Source organism: Novosphingobium olei, from assembly GCF_012927405.1.
GTDB classification, from domain to species: domain Bacteria; phylum Pseudomonadota; class Alphaproteobacteria; order Sphingomonadales; family Sphingomonadaceae; genus Novosphingobium; species Novosphingobium olei.
In genome coordinates this window covers 234,988-252,591 of sequence record NZ_JABBGM010000006.1, presented here as the reverse complement: position 1 = coordinate 252,591, position 17,604 = coordinate 234,988, and the positions used below count along the sequence as shown (strand labels likewise).

Annotated in this window: 16 protein-coding genes; 9 read left to right on the top strand and 7 right to left on the bottom strand. The window is 67.4% G+C overall.

The features are described from left to right. Nucleotides 1-42 precede the first annotated feature (42 nt). Together HHL27_RS14885 and HHL27_RS14880 are read left to right on the top strand one after the other, a co-directional pair. Entirely contained in the window at nucleotides 43-741 is a 699-nt protein-coding gene (locus HHL27_RS14885) for a pirin family protein (RefSeq protein WP_169494229.1), read from the top strand. 72 nt (nucleotides 742-813) lie between these two features. After that, on the top strand, nucleotides 814-1,104 hold the full coding sequence (locus HHL27_RS14880) for a hypothetical protein (RefSeq protein ID WP_169494228.1): 291 nt from the start codon (nucleotides 814-816) through the stop codon (nucleotides 1,102-1,104). Nucleotides 1,105-1,112: 8 nt separating this feature from the next. Here the strand turns inward: HHL27_RS14880 and HHL27_RS14875 are convergent, their stop codons facing one another. Beyond that, nucleotides 1,113-1,346 (bottom strand): hypothetical protein, encoded by a 234-nt coding sequence (locus tag HHL27_RS14875; protein ID WP_169494227.1) that lies wholly within the window; start codon nucleotides 1,344-1,346, stop codon nucleotides 1,113-1,115. Between the two features lie 184 nt (nucleotides 1,347-1,530). On the opposite strand from HHL27_RS14875, the gene HHL27_RS14870 reads away from it, so the two are divergent. Then, entirely contained in the window at nucleotides 1,531-1,938 is a 408-nt protein-coding gene (locus HHL27_RS14870; protein WP_169494226.1) for a PilZ domain-containing protein, read from the top strand. A 7-nt stretch (nucleotides 1,939-1,945) separates the two neighbouring features. Here HHL27_RS14870 and fghA read toward each other — a convergent pair whose 3' ends face one another. Both fghA and HHL27_RS14860 read right to left on the bottom strand, forming a co-directional pair. After that, complete coding sequence (fghA, locus tag HHL27_RS14865) at nucleotides 1,946-2,785, bottom strand: S-formylglutathione hydrolase (protein WP_169494225.1); 840 nt, start codon at nucleotides 2,783-2,785, stop codon at nucleotides 1,946-1,948. A 16-nt stretch (nucleotides 2,786-2,801) separates the two neighbouring features. Beyond that, nucleotides 2,802-3,914 (bottom strand): S-(hydroxymethyl)glutathione dehydrogenase/class III alcohol dehydrogenase, encoded by a 1,113-nt coding sequence (locus HHL27_RS14860; RefSeq protein ID WP_169494224.1) that lies wholly within the window; start codon nucleotides 3,912-3,914, stop codon nucleotides 2,802-2,804. A 100-nt stretch (nucleotides 3,915-4,014) separates the two neighbouring features. On the opposite strand from HHL27_RS14860, the gene HHL27_RS14855 reads away from it, so the two are divergent. Next, nucleotides 4,015-4,893: a LysR substrate-binding domain-containing protein gene (locus tag HHL27_RS14855; RefSeq protein WP_169494223.1), complete on the top strand. Its 879-nt coding sequence runs from the start codon at nucleotides 4,015-4,017 to the stop codon at nucleotides 4,891-4,893. A 4-nt stretch (nucleotides 4,894-4,897) separates the two neighbouring features. On the opposite strand, the gene HHL27_RS14850 is transcribed toward HHL27_RS14855, so the two are convergent. After that, entirely contained in the window at nucleotides 4,898-6,589 is a 1,692-nt protein-coding gene (locus HHL27_RS14850; RefSeq protein ID WP_169494222.1) for a hypothetical protein, read from the bottom strand. A gap of 206 nt (nucleotides 6,590-6,795) precedes the next feature. On the opposite strand from HHL27_RS14850, the gene HHL27_RS14845 reads away from it, so the two are divergent. Both HHL27_RS14845 and HHL27_RS14840 read left to right on the top strand, forming a co-directional pair. Beyond that, nucleotides 6,796-7,131 carry a UrcA family protein gene (locus tag HHL27_RS14845; protein WP_169494221.1) on the top strand — a complete coding sequence of 112 codons (336 nt, stop codon included), beginning with the start codon at nucleotides 6,796-6,798 and terminating at the stop codon, nucleotides 7,129-7,131. A gap of 110 nt (nucleotides 7,132-7,241) precedes the next feature. Continuing rightward, nucleotides 7,242-8,891 carry a hypothetical protein gene (locus tag HHL27_RS14840; protein WP_206069636.1) on the top strand — a complete coding sequence of 550 codons (1,650 nt, stop codon included), beginning with the start codon at nucleotides 7,242-7,244 and terminating at the stop codon, nucleotides 8,889-8,891. Here the strand turns inward: HHL27_RS14840 and HHL27_RS14835 are convergent. Then, the gene (locus HHL27_RS14835; RefSeq protein WP_169494219.1) at nucleotides 8,885-9,577 is read right to left on the bottom strand and encodes a Crp/Fnr family transcriptional regulator; all 693 of its coding nucleotides are present in this window, start codon (nucleotides 9,575-9,577) and stop codon (nucleotides 8,885-8,887) included. The genes HHL27_RS14840 and HHL27_RS14835 overlap by 7 nt on opposite strands. A gap of 180 nt (nucleotides 9,578-9,757) precedes the next feature. Here HHL27_RS14835 and HHL27_RS14830 point away from each other — a divergent pair, with 180 nt between their 5' ends. Together HHL27_RS14830 and HHL27_RS14825 are read left to right on the top strand one after the other, a co-directional pair. Further along, complete coding sequence (locus HHL27_RS14830; protein ID WP_169494218.1) at nucleotides 9,758-11,494, top strand: flavin-containing monooxygenase; 1,737 nt, start codon at nucleotides 9,758-9,760, stop codon at nucleotides 11,492-11,494. Between the two features lie 119 nt (nucleotides 11,495-11,613). Continuing rightward, nucleotides 11,614-12,954, top strand: coding sequence for an MFS transporter (locus tag HHL27_RS14825; RefSeq protein ID WP_240959831.1), 1,341 nt, complete (start codon nucleotides 11,614-11,616; stop codon nucleotides 12,952-12,954). A 34-nt stretch (nucleotides 12,955-12,988) separates the two neighbouring features. On the opposite strand, the gene HHL27_RS14820 is transcribed toward HHL27_RS14825, so the two are convergent. Beyond that, nucleotides 12,989-14,053 carry a DUF2332 domain-containing protein gene (locus HHL27_RS14820; RefSeq protein WP_169494217.1) on the bottom strand — a complete coding sequence of 355 codons (1,065 nt, stop codon included), beginning with the start codon at nucleotides 14,051-14,053 and terminating at the stop codon, nucleotides 12,989-12,991. 373 nt (nucleotides 14,054-14,426) lie between these two features. On the opposite strand from HHL27_RS14820, the gene HHL27_RS14815 reads away from it, so the two are divergent. Further along, nucleotides 14,427-16,280, top strand: coding sequence for a methyl-accepting chemotaxis protein (locus HHL27_RS14815; RefSeq protein WP_169494216.1), 1,854 nt, complete (start codon nucleotides 14,427-14,429; stop codon nucleotides 16,278-16,280). A 2-nt stretch (nucleotides 16,281-16,282) separates the two neighbouring features. Here the strand turns inward: HHL27_RS14815 and HHL27_RS14810 are convergent, their stop codons facing one another. Next, nucleotides 16,283-17,299: a LacI family DNA-binding transcriptional regulator gene (locus HHL27_RS14810; RefSeq protein WP_206069635.1), complete on the bottom strand. Its 1,017-nt coding sequence runs from the start codon at nucleotides 17,297-17,299 to the stop codon at nucleotides 16,283-16,285. Nucleotides 17,300-17,604 lie beyond the last annotated feature (305 nt).

Sequence of the window (17,604 nt, the reverse complement as noted above, 5' to 3'; positions counted from 1 at the left end):
CGAAGCAAGGCGCTTCCGCCCGCTTCCCGCCGGAGACCACCGATGATCGAACTTCGACCCTTTGACAGCCTTGGCGGCGAAAACCACGGCTGGCTCGATGCCAAGCACCACTTCTCGTTCGCGGGCTATCACGATCCGGCCCGCGTCCACTGGGGCAACCTGCGCGTGTGGAACGACGATACCATTGCGCCCAAGACCGGCTTCCCGCCGCACCCCCACCGCGACATGGAGATCGTCACCTACGTCCGCGAAGGCGCGATCACCCACCAGGACAACCTGGGCAACCAGGGCCGCACCGAAGCGGGCGACGTCCAGGTGATGAGCGCAGGCACCGGCATCCGCCATTCGGAATACAACATGGAGGATGTGATCACGAAGATCTTCCAGATCTGGATCATCCCGACGCGCCAGGGCGAACAGCCGAGCTGGGGTTCGCGCCCCTTCCCCAAGGGCGATCGCACCGGGCAGTTCGTCACGCTGGCCTCGGGCTATGAAGGCGATGGCGATGCCCTGCCGATCCGCACCGACGCGCGGGTCGTCGCCGCTTCGCTGAAGGCGGGCGATACCGCTGAATATCCGCTCGGCGCGGCGCGCAAGGGCTACCTCGTCCCCGCCACCGGCAAGGTGCGGATCGACGAAGTGACCGTGAACGCCCGCGACGGCGCGGCGATCAGCGATCTCGAAGTGCTGCGCGTCACAGCGCTCGAAGACAGCGAGATCGTATTGGTCGACGCGGCCTGATCCCGTCTGGCCGACACATCCGGGGGGCGTCCCAACAGGCGCCCTCCACCCTCCTGCACGCGGATCCATGCCATGACGCCTGCCTCACCCCAATGGCCGCACCTCGCCCAGCCCGAATGGCACCGTGTCCGCCAGGCGATGCTGGCGATGGGCGAGGCCGACTGCCGCACGCGACCGGGATTTCTCTCGCGCGTACTAGGCCGGAAAGCACACGCCGATGAACGCGACGCGGCGGCCCCGCTCGACGTCTTCGTCTGTCGCTCGCGCCGTGGCCGGCCGACCCCACAATCGGTGGTCGATGCGCTGATGGCCGATGGCTTCAGCAAGGACCAGCTGGCGGCGATTGCCCTGCTGGCGCTTTAGGCGCGCGTTCAGGCCGGTTCGACCAGCGCGCCATCCTTGGTGAGCTTGAGCACCGGCGCGCGCCGCGCTTCCTTCAGCGCGTCCTCGAGCAGAGAGACGATGCCGCCGGGACTGCAATCACGATCGCAAGCAAAGTCGATCGAGCGACGCAGCCAGTCCCGCACATGCCCTTCATCGTCAAGTTCCACCTCATGGAGCACGAAATGCTCTCCGTGATCTACGATGCGGTATGTCCATGGCATTGGTACTAGTTCCTGGAATTCGATCCTTACTGCGCAATCCACAGCGATTACGATCGTTCCCACTGAGGGTTGCAACGTAACGTCAAATCTATGGTTTCTAAAGATTATTTAAGGAAACAGCACTGTTGATTGTCCCGACGTTCTGATAAGCCCCGGCAACACGCCAGCCCTTTGGACATGTCGCATGAGCTTTGATCTTCCGTCCGAAATGCACGATCGCGTCGGTCGCGAACACCGTCGTGCGCGGATCGTCCGCGCAACGCTCGTGACCGATACGGGGGAGGAGCGCGACGTCATCATCCGCAACCTGTCCGAATTCGGCCTTGGCGGAACCTGCCGCAGCATCGCCCCGGTCAAGGGCGAATCCGTGCTGGTCCGCCTGCCCGGAGACGTCGCGGTCCACGGCACCGTGCGCTGGGTGAAGGGACAGGCGTTTGGCGTGGCGCTGGACGACAAGCTGGCGGCGACCGATGTCGAGGAGGCGATCCATCGCAAGGCGAGCGAGCCCGCGCCGGGATCGACCTGGCAGATCGAGGACCGCCACCGCGTCTACACCCCGCGGGTCGACCCGACGCGCCTGCGCCGGGTCTGACCCACGATCAGGCCTTCAGCCGCTCGGCGTGCCAGGCGACGTGGTCGGCCATGAAGGTCGAGATGAAATAGTACGAGTGGTCGTAGCCGGCCTGCATGCGGATCGTGGCGGGTTGCCCGGCGCTGGCGCAGGCTTCTTCGAGCAGGTGGGTCTTGAGCTGATCGGCCAGGAAGCCGTCGGCATCGCCCTGATCGACCAGCAGGTCGGGCACCCGCGCCCCGTCCGCGATCAGCGCGCAAGCATCGTATTCGCGCCAGGCCGCCTTGTCGGGGCCGAGGTAGCCGCCCAGCGCCTTTTCGCCCCAGGGGCAATTGAGCGGGCTGACGATCGGTGAGAACGCGCTGACCGAACGGAAACGGCCGGCGTTGCGCAGGCCGATGGTGAGCGCGCCGTGCCCGCCCATCGAATGGCCGGTGATCCCCTGCCGCGCCATGTCGACCGGGAAATGCGCGGCGACAAGCGCGGGCAATTCCTGTTCGATGTAATCGCGCATGCGGAAGTTCGCCGCCCAGGGGGCTTGCGTTGCGTTGACGTAGAAGCCCGCGCCCTTGCCGAAATCGTATCCCTCGTCATCGGGCACGTCATCGCCGCGCGGCGATGTGTCGGGGCAGACGAAGACGATCCCGTGCTGCGCACAGGCCGCACGGAATTCGCCCTTTTCGGTGACGTTGGCGTGGGTGCAGGTCAGCCCCGAGAGATACCACAGCACCGGCAGCTTTTCGCCTTCGGCATGATCGGGGACGAACACCGAAAAGGTCATCGGCGTGCCCGTCGCCGTGCTGTGATGGGTGTGGACGCTCTGGATACCGCCGTGGCTGCGGTTGGCGCTGACCTGCTCGATCGTCATCTCGCTATCCGGCCGATCAGAACACGACGACCGAACGGATCGACTTGCCCGCGTGCATCAGGTCGAAGGCGGTGTTGATTTCCTCCAGCCCCATCACGTGGGTGATCATCGGGTCGATCTCGATCTTGCCGGTCATGTACATGTCGACGATCTTGGGCACGTCGGTGCGGCCCTTGGCGCCGCCGAACGCCGTGCCGCGCCAGTTGCGGCCGGTGACGAGCTGGAACGGGCGGGTCTCGATGGTCTTGCCCGCTTCGGCCACGCCGATGATGATGCTGGTGCCCCAGCCCCGGTGGCAGGCTTCGAGCGCGGTGCGCATCACTTCGGTGTTGCCGGTGGCATCGAAGGTGTAGTCCGCGCCGCCGTCGGTCATCGCCACGACCTTGGCGACGACGTCCTCACGGCTCATGCCCTTGCTGTTAAGGAACTCGGTCATGCCGAACTTGCGGCCCCACTCCTCGCGGTCGGGGTTGATGTCGACGCCGATGATCTTGCCCGCCCCGGCAAGCCGCGCGCCCTGGATCACGTTGAGACCGATGCCGCCGAGGCCGAACACCACGACATTGTCGCCCACCTGCACCTTGGCGGTGTTGATCACCGCGCCGACGCCCGTGGTCACGCCGCAGCCGATGTAGCAGCTGGTCTTGAACGGCGCGTCCTCGCGGATCTTCGCCACTGCGATTTCGGGCAGGACGGTGAAGTTGCTGAAAGTGCTGCAGCCCATGTAGTGGAACACGGTCTGCCCCTTGTAGCTGAAGCGCGACGTACCGTCGGGCATCAGCCCCTGTCCCTGCGTGGCGCGGATCGCGGTGCACAGGTTGGTCTTGCCCGAAAGGCAGCTTTTGCACTGGCGGCATTCGGGCGTGTAGAGCGGGATCACGTGATCGCCGGGCTTCACGCTGGTGACGCCCGCACCGACTTCGCGCACGATCCCCGCCCCTTCGTGGCCCAGCACCGAGGGGAAGATCCCTTCGCTGTCGAAGCCATCGAGCGTGTAGGCATCGGTGTGGCACACGCCGGTCGCCATGATTTCGACCAGCACTTCGCCGGCCTTCGGCCCTTCCAGATCGAGCTCGACGATCTCGAGAGGCTGCTTGGGAGCAAAGGCAACTGCGGCGCGTGTCTTCATGGAGAACCCTTTCGAGTGGATGCGCGCCGCTTAACATTGCTGCGGCCCTGCGATAAACCGTGAAATCCGATTTTCACTTTTGCAATCTGGGGACAATGCGGTGTCGCGATGGGACGGGCTCGACGAAGTGGTGGCGATTGCCGACACGGGGAGCTTCGTTTCGGCCGCACGGCGCCTGGGCGAATCCACCTCGATGATCAGCCGGGCGGTCGCGCGGCTCGAGGAACGGCTTGGCCTGCGCCTGTTCGAGCGCACCACGCGTTCGGTGGCTCTGACCGATGCGGGCCGCTCGATCGTCGAACAGTTCCGCCGGATCATCGAGGAGCGCGACGAGGCGCTGCGCCAGCTGCGCGCGCAGGGCGAGATGCGCGGCGAAGTGCGGCTGACGTCGTCCGTCGCCATCGGGGAGCGTTTCGTGGCGCCCGTGGTGGAGGAATTCCTGCACGACCATCCCGGGCTTTCGGTGACGCTGGAGACCACCAACCGCATCGTCGATCTGGTCAGCGAAGGCTTCGACATCGCGATCCGCACCGGCAGCCCGCTCGATGCGCGTCTCGCCGCGCGGCAGGTGGCCGAACGCACGCTGGTGACCTGCGCCGCGCCCGCGTACCTGGCGCAAGCCGGCCATCCTGCGCATCCTTCGGACCTGGCGGCGCACCAGTGCCTGGTGGGCACCAACACCAACTGGCACTTTCGCGTCGACGGGCAGCGGCTCAGCATCGTGCCCACCGGGCGGCTGCGCTGCAACAGCGGGGTGGCGGTGATGCGCGCGGCGCAGGGCGGGATGGGCCTGTGCCAGCTGCCCGCGTTCTATGTGCAGGATGCCATCGCGGCGGGTTCGCTGATCCCGGTGCTCGATGCCTTCGACGATCTGCCCGAACCGATCTGGGCGGTCTATCCCCAGCGCCGCTTCGCCGTGCCCAAGGTGCGCGCGCTGATCGACTTGCTGGAACGGCGGCTGCCCGCGCTGATCGCCTGAAGGATCAGCCCGGCAGCACCAGCGGTCGCCCGCGATAGGCGTGGGTCCAGCTGTCGAGATCGTCGGTCAGGAGCGCGGTGACCCGGCGCACGCGCAGCAGCAGCCGGTCGAATTCGACCGGTTCGGCCAGGATCGCCTGTTCGAGCCGGGCAAGATCGCGCTCCGTCGTGTGGCTGCGATCGGCCACCCCGGCGAAATCGCCCTGCATGCGGATGCCGTGGAGCGCCGCACCCAGCGCCGGGAACGCGGCGGTCGCCACGGTGACCCACACCGCCGCATGATGCAGCGCCTCTTCGTCCATCTGCACAAGATGGAGGCCGAGCAGCGCCTCCCACCCGAGGAACGCGGCGCAGACCAGCGCGGTGGCGGCAAACAGCAGCAGTCCGACGCGATGGAGACGATGATCGAGCCGGTGCATCGTGCGGCTTTCCCGCGCGAAATAAGCGCGCTGGCTTGCCATCAAAGACAGGAGATCGCCCCGCACTCCTTCCAGCCAGGGGCGATCGACGCGGACATCGGGCAGGCCGACCGCACGCGCGACGGCTCTGGCGCTGGCCTGCACATCGGCGGCGGTCCTTGCTCCGTGCGCACGCAGCCCAAGTTCGCCGAGCCGCGCCGCGAGGCCAAGGCAGCGCAGCCGCTCTGCCAGTTGCCGGCTTTCCATCCAGCGGCGGTGCCAGTCTTCGCGCGTGCCGATCCGCGTGATGGCGAGGATGCAGCCGATCAGCGCCAACTCGCTGGCGAGCAGCACCGGCTTGAACCCCACCGGGAACAGCAGCCCCGACAGCGCGACCAGCACCGCTGCGGCAGCGAGCGTGAAGTTCGCGACATAGGCCCCGCGAAACGCCGATCCCGCTGCGCTGGCAGTCCGGTCGGCGCGGCTGAAGGCCTCGGCAATTTCGGGGGCGAGCGGCAGTTCGGCATGGGCCGCCCCGGCCGCGCCGGGATCACGCGCGCCGGTCAGGCTTAGCATCAGGCGATAGGGCACGGCGAGGAGGCGCGCCCGCAAGCCCATCGCATCACTGCCTTGCGGCGCTGGCGCCGACGCGACGCCCGGCAGCGCACGCAGCACATCGCCGATCCTTTCGAGCGGAAGGCGCGCCACGGTCTGCAGGGTATCGCCGCCCGCATCGCTTTCCCCGCCGCTTCCCCACAGCAGGACCGGCGCGGCGGCGGCCGTGGTCGGCAGATGGACGACGGGGATGCCGTCGCCCACCGCTTCGGCAACGATCTGCCCGGTGCCGCCGATCCCGGCCGCGGGCCCGCCGTTCCATATAGCGATGACGATGTCCGACTGCGCCAGCATGACCCGGCCCGCGCGCTCGTACGCCTGCGCCGCGGCATCCGCATCGGTGCGCGCGCCATCTAGCGCGAAGGTGTGGGCTGCGCCTGCCAGCGTTGCGTCGAACTGCGCGCGCTCCGCCCCTTCCGCAAAGTCGAGCGCGAAGTCGGCGGGTGCGAACGGAATCACCAGCTCGTGCCGCCAGCCCAGATCGAGCGCGCAGCGCGCGGCCAGCTGGTCCGCCCCGGCAGCGCCGCACGAAACCACCGTGATGGCGGCATCGGGGCCCAGCTGCGCGGCGATGGCGCGCATCGTGGCGGTGATGCGGGTGCGCAGGTCGGCGGGATCGCACTGGTCCAGCAGCCGGGGGCGATGACCCGTGACGCCAATCCGGACAAGCGCAGCGCCGGCCATCTCCAACCTTTCGCAACGGGTTCGTGAACCTTCACTCCTTAACCCAGCGGCGGGCGAGATAAAGCCTGCTCGCTGCGTATCGGGCGTGGAAAAAACGATCGCCGGCAAAAGCGTGACCACCGTCACGCGCAGCGCGAATCGCACCGGCGTAGACGTCTCCTTGTCGAGGGAAACAACCCCGGCCCCAAGGACCCAGGAGACGCACGATGACCAAGACCTTCTTCCGCCCCGCCCTGATCGCCGCGCTGATCGTCGCCGCCCCGGCAGGCGCTTTCGCCCAGGCTTACGAAGCAACCGGCAGCCAGGCGATCAACATCGAACGGCTCACCCTTGCGCAGGCACAGGCGCAGATCGAGATCGCCGCGCGCAAGGTGTGCAAGCCCGCCGACCTCAGCATGGCCGAAGTGCGCGCTGCCCGCGATTGCTACCGCCGCGCCAAGGCAGGGGCCCAGGCCCAGCTCGCCAGGCTCGAAGCGCAGAAGAACGCCAATGGCCAGGCGCTCGCCGCCGCCACGCCGCGCACCCTGCCGGTCGGCAACTGACGGCCAGACCGATTGCCGGACCGGGCGGTCCGGCAACTGGACGGGAAAGCACCAGCCCGCTTTCCCGTCCAGCACGATTCCGGGCTGCTCAACCCAGGCGTGTTTGCACAATGGTGCTTCTTCCGGCATACCGCGCGCTCATGAAAATCGCGCAGCGAGCGCCGACCCTGGCGCAGGTGGTTACCGCAGCGAGAGCGGGTGCGCTGGGCCATGCGACCGCGCTTTTCGAGGCTGGCGGCTTCGGCTCTGCCACCGATGATGCCGCTGCGCTGGCGGTTGCCGGACGGCTTGCCCGCGACCGCGCGCTGCAGGCCCCCCAGGACCGCAAGCCGCGCCTGTTTGCCGAGGCGGCCGCCGCTTTCGCCGCCGCCAACGCGCTCGATCCGCAGGCCTATAGCCAGATCAACCAGGCCACGATGACCTGGCTTGCCGGAGAGCGCGAGCGCGCGCAGGAGCTGGCCCGCGCGCTGCTCGCCGCGCTCGATGGCGGCGGGCCATTGCAGGAAACGCCGAGCTGGCTCGCGGCAGCGCGGGCCGAGGCGCTGCTGCTGCTGGGCGACACTGCCGGAGCGAAGGTGCAGCTGGCCAAGGCCGCCGCGCTATCGCGCGACGATCCCGAAGATCACGCCGCGACGATGCGGCGCCTTTCGCTTATCCTTGCCGCCGCGGGCGAGGATGCCGCCTGGCTCGATGCCTATCGCCCCACCCGCGCGCTGCATTTTGCCGGCCATCTCGGCGTGGCGCAAAGCGCGGCTGCGGTGCTGGGAGAACGCGTGGCTGCCGTCATCGGCGATGAAAACATCGGCGCGGGGTTCGGCGCGCTGGCGGCCGGGGCGGACCTCGTCGTCGCCGAAGTGCTGCTCGAACAGGGGGCCGACCTGCACGTGGTGCTGCCGACGCCCCCCGATACCTTTCGCGCGCAATCCGTCACGCCTTATGGCCCGGCCTGGGAACGGCGCTTTGCCGACGCGATCGAGCGCGCGACGAGCCTGCGCTGGGTGACCACGATCGATGGCGGCTACCAACCGCTGGCGACACGGCTTGCCGCCGATGTGGCGATGGGCGCCGCCCGCGTCCATGCCCGCCGTCTGCAGACCGAGGCACACCAGCTGCTGGTGATCGACGATGGCGAAGGGCCCTTCGGCCTGGGGCTCAACACCCGCTACATGGGCGAGCGCTGGAATGCCGGGCGCGGCACCGGCGGTTCCGGCCAGGTGTGCCTGCGCGTGCCCCGCTCCGCCCCGGTCACCGCATCGGGCGCGAAGGCCCCCGAAGGGCGCGGCGACCTGCAGCTGATCGCGATGCTGCAGATCGGGTTCGAAGGGCTGGACCAGCTGGACGACAACGCCTTTGCCGATGCGCTCGATCTCGTGGTCGAACCCTTCCGCGCCCGCGCCGCGCGGATCGAGCCGCGCCCCGACCTGCTGCTGCCGGCCGGCAACGCGCGCATCGTCGCCTTTGCCGATCCCGACGCTGCCTGGCACCACGCCGCCCGCCTGCTCGATGCCGCGGGCGCTGCCGAAAGCTTGCGCATCGTTGGCCACTATGGCCTTGCCCACCGGCTGCGCGATCCCGATGCGCTGGTCGGCAATGCGGTGGCGCAACTCGACGCGCTGTCGCGCCGGGCGCTGCCGGGGGTGCTGGTCGCGACCGAAGCCTTTGCCGCCGCCGCCAGCGTCAATTGCGCCGAACAGATGGAAATCGAGGAAGTGGGCATGCTGGACGAAGCGCCGCTGTTCGCGGTGCGCGCGGCTCAATAGACCAGTTCTTCGAGCCGGCGCACCGAAACGATGCTGAGCGCACCCTCGTCGCGCCGGATCAGGCCCTTCTTTTCCAGCTGCGAGATCGTGCGCGAAACCGTCTCGCGCGTGCTGTCCACGCTCAACGCCAGCTGCGCGAGCACGGGCGCCGGAGCGATCTTCACGCCATCGCCGCTGCGGGCAAGGCGCAGGATTTCGGAACAGACCCGGCCGCGCACCGACAGCGTCGATCCTTCGGCAAGCCGCCGCTGCGCCTGATCGAGCCGCGCCACCAGCAGGCGCGAAACGGCAAGGGCCACGGCCGAGTAGGTGTTCATCAGCGACAGGAAATCGCCGTTGGCAAAGGCGCCGATCTGCGAATGGCGCACGGCCACAACATCGTGCGCCGAACGCGCTTCACCGAACAGGCCGCGTTCGCCGAACAGGTCGCCGTCGACGTAGTCCTCGATCACGCTGGAGCGCCCTTCCATCGCGATGGCGATCATCCGGGCGTGGCCATCGACGACGAGGTGGACGTGATCGGCCTCGCTTTCGCCAGCGACGATGGTGCTGCGCGGCCGATGCGCGCGAACGCGGGCGCGACCGGCGATGACGCCGGCAAGGTCTTCGGAACATCCGAACGTGCGGCGGACAATGGCGTGCAGGCCGTCGGTAGGGACGTTGTTCGCCGCTGTGGTGTGCTGCATTGTCCCGCCCCCCTTCGAGGGCGAAGGCTATCGCGTTGCGAAGGGGCGGACAAGTGGTGCGGTCGGGCCCTAGGCGGCGTTGACACGCCGCCTAGCAATTACGCTATTTCCCCGGTGTTCAGAGGAAGGCTATGCGGTCATGAAGCTGCCGGAAAACAGGCCATAAAAATCGGAGAGAAAATGCCAAGCGACGTTGCGGAATGGCTGGAATCGTTTTCGGGCGCGCTGGATTCGGCCGATGATGCGGCGGTTGCCGCCCATTTCGCACCGCACGGCCTGTGGCGCGATTTCCTGGCCTTCGACTGGACGCTGGCAACGCACGAAGGGCGCGAGGCGATTGCGGCCTTCGCCGCCCGCCGCGCCAAGATCACGCAGGCCCGCAACTGGACCAGCGAGGCAGCCCAGGGTGCGAGCGAGGGCTTCTTTTCATTCGAGACCGCGAGCGGGCAGGCCAGGGGCTATCTGCGCCTGGTCGATGGCGTAGCGCTGACCTTCCTGACCGTGCTGCGCGATCTGCGCGGGCACGAGTTCCCGTTCGGCCATCGCCGGCCGAGCGGCGCGGAGCATGATCCGACCGGACCCAACTGGCAGGACCGGTTGCGCGCCGAACAGGCCGCCATCGGGCGCGAGGTGCAACCCTACGTCCTCGTCGTGGGCGCAGGGCAGGCCGGGCTGGCGATCGGGGCCACGCTGCGCCTGCTGGGCGTGCCGCACCTGCTGATCGACAAGCATCCGCGGGTGGGCGACCAATGGCGATCGCGCTACAAGTCGCTGACCCTGCACGATCCGGTGTGGTACGACCACATGCCGTACCTGCCCTTTCCCGAACACTGGCCGGCCTACACGCCCAAGGACAAGATGGGCGACTGGCTGGAGCACTATGCCGCGATCATGGAAGTCAACGTCTGGACCGAGACCGAACTCGTCCGGGCGGAACGCAACGAGGCCGACGGCACCTGGATCGCGAAGATCCGGCGCGAGGGCGAGGAGATCGAGCTGCGCCCGGCGCATCTGGTGATGGCGGTGGGCAATGCCGGGTTCCCCGTGGTACCCACGATCGAGGGACAGGAAAGCTTCCGCGGGGCCCAGTACCATTCGAGCGCGCACAAGGGCGGCGAAGGCCTTGCCGGCAAGCGCGTGGTGGTGATCGGGGCCAACAACAGCGCTCACGACATCTGCGCCGACCTGGTCGATCACGGCGCGCTGCCGACGATGGTGCAGCGATCCTCCACCCACATCATCCGCCAGTCGACGATGAGCGAAGTGATGATGCGGCCGCTGTTCTCGCAGGAAGCCGTCGACGAAGGCGTGACGACCGAGACGGCGGACATGATGGTCGCCTCGCTGCCGCTGCGGCTGATGGAAGCGGGCAACCGCGAGGCGTGGAAGATGATGCGCGAGCGCGACAAGGACTTCTACGCCGGGCTGGAACGGGCGGGATTCCGGCTCGATTTCGCCGAAGACGGAGCGGGGATCGCCGCCAAGTACCTGCGGTCGGCGTCGGGCTATTACATCGACGTGGGCGCCAGCGCGATGATCGCGGACGGCCGCATCGCGCTCAAGACCGGGACCGAGATCAGCCGCATTACCGAAACCGGCGTCGAATTCGCCGACGGCACGCACCTTGATGCCGACATCATCATCTATGCCACCGGCTTCGGCGCGATGGAGCAGTGGGTGGCCCGGCTGATCGGCGAGGACGTGGCGGAAAAGGTCGGCCGGTGCTGGGGCTATGGCTCTGGCTTCAAGGGCGACCCCGGCCCGTGGGAGGGCGAGCTGCGCAACATGTGGAAGCCCACCGCGCAGGACGGTCTGTGGTTCATGGGCGGGAACCTGTCGCAGGTGCGCTTCTATTGCCGCCTGCTGGGCATGCAGCTGAAGGCCCACTACGAAGGGCTGCTGCCCGAACGCGCCTGACCCCGCCAGCGTCGCTGCCCCCGCAGGCAGGACGCGCGCGCCCTTTTCCGCAAACGATTGCCAAACGCTTGGAGCTGTGCCAGTTATCCTGCAAAACGGGATAAGGCTGGGAGAGAGCAATGAGCACGGGTCGACCGCACCTGCCATGGTGGCGCATCCTCGAGATGAACCTGGGGTTCCTGGGGCTGCAGTTCAGTTTCGGCCTGCAGCAGGGCAACATGGGGCCGATTTACAGCTACCTCGGCGCGGACGAGGCGGCGCTGCCGATCCTGAGCCTTGCCGGTCCGGTCACCGGCCTGCTGATCCAGCCCCTGATCGGCGCGATGTCCGACCGGACGCAGAGCCGCTGGGGCCGGCGTACCCCCTACTTCGTGGCGGGCGCGGTGCTGTGCGCGGCGGGGCTGCTGGCCATGCCGTTCTCCTCGTCGCTGCTGATGGCGGTGTCGCTGCTCTGGCTGCTCGATGCCGGCAACAACATCACGATGGAACCCTATCGCGCCTATGTCTCGGACCGGCTCGATCCCGACCAGCGCCAGTTCGGGTTCCTGTCGCAGAGCGCGTTCACCGGGCTGGCCCAGATGCTCGCCTACCTCACCCCGTCGCTGCTCGTCGCGCTGGGCATGAGCAAGGACTGGGTCGACGATCACAACATCCCCTATACCGTGCACGTCGTCTTCATCTTCGGCGCTGTGCTGTCGCTCTCGACGATCCTGTGGTCGGTGCTGCGCGTGCCCGAACTGCCGCTGGGGACTGAGGAACAGGCGCGGATCGCGGCCGCCCCGCGCGGCGCGGCTGCGACGCTTGCCGAAATCGGCGAGGCCATCGTGGAAATGCCGCGCGCGATGCGCAAGCTGGGGGTGATGAGCCTGTTCCAGTGGTTCGGCATGTACGGATACTGGACTTACGTCACCTACTCGATCGGCCGCACCGTCTATGCCACGGCCGATGCGCAGTCGCCCGCGTTCCACAGCGCCGTGCTGACCAATGGCGAAGTGGCGGCGTTCTACAACGCGGTGGCGTTCGTGGTGGCCTTTGCCATGGTGCCGCTGGTGCGCCGGCTTGGCCCGGGCATCGTCCACGCGCTGTGCCTGACGCTGGGCGGCATCGGCATGATCGCCCTGCCCCACATCGCCGACAAGGCGCTGCTGTTCCTGCCCGCCGCCGGGGTCGGCTTTGCCTGGGGCAGCATCATGGGCAACCCTTACGCCATCCTCGCCAGCTCGATCCCGGCCGAGCGGACCGGCGTGTACATGGGCATCTTCAACATGATGATCGTTATCCCGATGATGCTCTTCTCGATCCTGATGAGCTCGCTCGACCTCGGCTTCGTGACGCTGGGAATCGGGCTATATGGCAAGCTGCTGGGCGGCGATCCCGGACAGATGCTGACGCTATGCGGCGTTGCGCTGATCCTCGCCGCCTTGTCGGTGCTGTGGGTCAAGGAAGGGCGGCGCGCCTGATCGGGGCCGCCGGAAGGCTCGGCCGCCCGGAGCGTCAGTCGCCGAGCCAGCGGATCCACGCGCCATAGGGGTGGGCATGGGCCAGCACCTCGCGCGTGCCGGTGGGCCAGGTGGTGAGGACAAGCTCCACCACGCTGCGCGATGGCGTCCATTCGAGCGAAATGCGGGCCAGCGGCGCGGCCTCGGTCGCTGCTGCCCCCGCCTCTGCGAAGATCGCCTCGACGTCTGCCTTGTCCTCGTCGCCGAGATACTGGTGGAACATGGTGTGGACGATGCACTGGACGACGCCGCCGGTGCGCGGTGCGGCCAGCTTGTCGCGCAGCCATTCCACCGCGCTGCCGGCCTGAAGATCGACGGTGCGATGCCGGGCGAGCTGGATCGCCAGGCGCAGCCGGCGCAACCGCTCCGCGCGATCGGGCCAGACATAGGAAAACAGTCGTTCGCAATCGCCGGGATCGCGGAAATCGAGCGGCGTGCGATCGACCCCGCAGGCCTGCACGATGGTGGGCTGCGCACCGCGCGGGGCCTGCCCGGACCAGCGCGGGCGGATCACCAGGGGGCTCGCCGGATCGCCCGCGCGCACGCCGCCCAGATCGAACGCATAGCCATCGAGCAGCAGGTTGAGCCCCGCGCTCGCGCCCATTTCATGCAGGTGGATGGGCAGCCGGAAGCGCCCCGCCACGACCCGCAGCGCCGCCATCGTCGCGGCACTGCGCGCCACCTCGTTGGTCTGCGTCGGGCGCATCAGCCATGGCGCGATCATGGCATCGCCTGTCGCCAGAGCCAGGGCGACCGCCTGTTCGCAATCGGGATCGAGCGTGGCGAACGCGGCGGACAGTTCGGGGACGACGCCCCGGCGCGCCAGGTTGTGCAAGCCGGCGAGCAGCCGCAGCGGCAGCGCGGCGGAGCGGCGATCGCCGGACCAGCCTTCGAACATCGACAGGCAGAATGGAGCCTGGGGCAGATGGATCGCCGCTGCATCCATGACGCGGGCCGAGAACGGCGCGTGCTGCTGGCGCATGAAATCGGCTTGCCGCCGAAGATCGATCCCTGTCCACTCCTGCGCGGTCGCCGAGGTCAGATTTGCAAGTATACCCATGGCGTCCCACTGAAATTCAACGGAAAGCTATCGGTGCCGCGGTGCATATTTGAATAACCGGCGCTACGCAGAAGCCCCGCTTGCGCGGTAATCACCCGTTTCCCATCACGAATACTAAGATAAAATGCATACTTGCCGATATCCGCCGGCTTTAATCTGCGCCCTTATGCATGACGGCCAATCTCCAGCGAGGATGCAGATGGCAGCATGGCACTATCCACCGGCGACAGGGTGAGCGATCCGGCCCGCGGACCCGGCATTCGCCGACCCGGCACTCGCCTGCCCTGAAGGATCCGCGCTCCGATCCCGGACCCCTGACCCCGATCCTGCCCACGCGCTCTCGTGCGGATACTCTAGAAAACAAAGGTGCATCGTGTTCGATCGCATGAACATTCCCCGCCGGCTTGGCATGTCGTTCGTGGCCGTGATCATCTCCGCGGTGGCGATGATGCTGGTCTTCGGCATCAGCCTGGCGATGATTTCGCGCATCGCGGTCCGCAACACGGAAAGCCAGTCGATCCTGGCCGATGCGCTGACGCTGGAGACCGCGCTGCTGCGCCAGAACAGCCAGATGCGCGGCTATCTGGTCACGGCGGATGAGAGCTACCTCAAGTCGTACTACGAAGGCCGTGACGACTACGACAAGACGTCGCAGCAGCTGGAGGCGCGGCTGACCGATCCCGCGCGCCAGGCGCTGGTCCGCACCTCGCGCGAGGAAACCGCCAAGTGGCGCCAGGCCTGGGGCGACCGCTCGATCGAAACCGTCAAGGCCGGCCATCTTGACGACGCCGTCGCCGCGATCCGCGCCGGGGGCAAGGCCGTGCTGGTGAGCGATGCCGTCACCCCGCTGCGCGACCTGCGCAAGGCGCAGCAGGCCGAGATCGATTCCGACACCGCATCGCAGGAACGCGCCGTGTTCTTCGCGTGGATCGCGCTGGTGCTGGGCGGTGCGACGATGATCGCGCTGGCCGTGCTGCTGTCACGCAAGCTGGCGCAATCGCTGGCGACCCCGATCGGGCAGCTAACCCAGACGATGACTGCGCTTGCCGACGGCAACAACGCGGTGGTCGTGCCGGGCACCGAGCGCACCGACGAACTGGGCGACATGGCCCGCACGGTGGAATACTTCCGCGATGCCGCCATCGACCGGCAACGGGCCGTGGCCGATCGCGAAGCGGCGATGGCCAAGATCGGCGACAACCTGCACGCGGTGGCGATGGCGGATCTTTCGGTGCGCGTCACCGATGTGCCGCCGGCGTTCGAACCCGTGGCCCGCGATTTCAACGACGCCATGTCGCGCCTGTGCGAAGCGATGGGCCAGGTGCAGGAAAGCATCGGCAACATCGACCTGACTTCCAACGAAATCCGCCAGGCAACCACGGACCTCGCCAGCCGGAGCGAGATGCAGGCCGCCAGCCTGCAGGCATCGTCGAACGAGATGGACTCGCTCACCCGCCAGATCGAGGACTACGCCAAGATCGCCGCCGACGTCAGCACCTCGATGGTCGAAGCGCGCGGCCATGCCCAGACCGGCGGCGCGGTGGTGACCAAGGCGATCGACGCGATGGACAAGGTCGACCGCGCCAGCGCCGAGATTTCCGACATCACCGCGATGATCGACGGGATTGCGTTCCAGACCAACCTGCTGGCGCTCAACGCCGGTGTAGAAGCAGCGCGAGCAGGTGAAGCCGGCAAGGGCTTCGCCGTCGTCGCCTCGGAAGTCCGCGCACTTGCTCTGCGGGCGACCGAAGCTGCCAGCGCGATCAAGCAGCGGGTGGAAGCAGTGACGCAGCACGTTCGCGCGGGCGTTGCGCTCGTCAACGAAACGGGCGAGGCGCTCGAGACGATCATCGGCCAGGTCGGCACGGTGACGATGTCGATCTCCACGATCGCGGACACGGCGGGCCAACAGTCGGTTGCGCTGCGCAAGATCAGCGAATCGATCAGCGCAATGGACCAGATGACGCAGCAGAACGCCGCGATGGTCGAGGAAACGAATGCCGCGACCAAGAACCTGACGCAGGAAGCATCGCACCTGTCGAAGACGTTCGCGAGCTTCCGCATCGGCGACAGCGCGCCCAAGCCGGGCGCCCTGCCCGGCCGCGCGATCGGCGATCGCGCACCCGCAGTCGTCGCGTTCACGCCCCCGCCCCCCGTCTCTCCGGTGGCTCGCCCCGCGGTCAGCCGCAGCAGCCAGGCGCTCGCCGAGGACTGGTCGGAGTTCTGACGTCAGGCGACCGAGGTCGATTTCTCCTGGGCCGGGGCGGCGACCGAGTCGCGCTGGACCAGATGAAATTGCAAAGTGCGCAACGCCGGCTGGGAATCACGTCGATCGAGCAGGAAGGTCGCCGCCGCGTGCCCCATTTCCTCGATCGGTTGTGAAATCGTGGTGAGGTATGGCCACACCGATTTGGCGATCCAGCTGTCGTCGAACCCGCACAGCGACAAGTCGGCTGGAACCGCCACGCCCGCCTGGCTGCAAGCCACCATCACGCCCGCGGCCGAATCGTCGTTGGTCGCGAAGATGGCCGTCGGCTTGTGCTGCGCGGCGAGCAGCTGCTGACCGGCCGTGATCCCGCCTTCGAACGAGAAACCACCGGCGGCTTCGGCCACCGGTTCGGTTAGGCCGAGTCCCGACAGCATGTCGAGAAAACCGGCGCGTCGCTTTGCCGCGGCACCGTGCTCGACCGGGCCAGTGACCAGCCCGAAACGCCTGTGTCCCAGGTCCCACAGGTATCTGGCAACGCTGCCTGCGGCAGCCTCATCGTCGATCAGCACGCCGGGCGATCTGTCCACCTCGACCGAGGGTGCAATGCGAACGTAACGAACGCCACGTGCGTCGAAGAAATCGAGGACCTGCGGATTGTCCGTCAGCGGCGGCGTGAGGACGAAGCCGTCGCAACGGCTGTTGCGCACGATGGCATCCAGCCGCGATTCGAGCACCGCCGGCGAACACGACGAATCCACGTTGTCGATCCGCAGATGATAGCCATGCTCGGTGCAGGCGCGGTAAACCCCGGCCTGCAGCTTCATGGTGTAGTTCGGACTGGGATTGTCGAACAGCAGGCCGATGATGAACGTGCGCGATCCTGCGAGCGAGCGCGCAGCGATATCAGGAATATAGTTGAGGTCCGCGATCGCGGCTTCGACCTTCATGCGGAGCTTTTCGGAAACGTGTGGTTCCCGATTTACCACGCGACTCACGCTCTTGAGCGAAACCCCCGCATGACGCGCGACATCCTGCATGGTTGCATGCCCGGCACCCGCCAAATCGGATTCGATTTTAGCCTTCATGATCCTCTTCATGGTTCATCTTATGGCCGCTTGTGGGGCCGCCGTCACCCACCCTGCGAAAAAGGACAGCAATTGACAGCGCAATCTTGACAGCGTTGCCAATCGGCATCAAGACCCTCGCTCGAAGCGGACGAGACAGTCCGTCGATGGAGAGGACAGCCCCTATCCCGGCATGGCGATGCGACCGCATCTCGCCACGTCCGGACCTCCGCCGACGAGCTGCCTGACCGTTTCGATCGCTCGTGGGGAGCGATGGT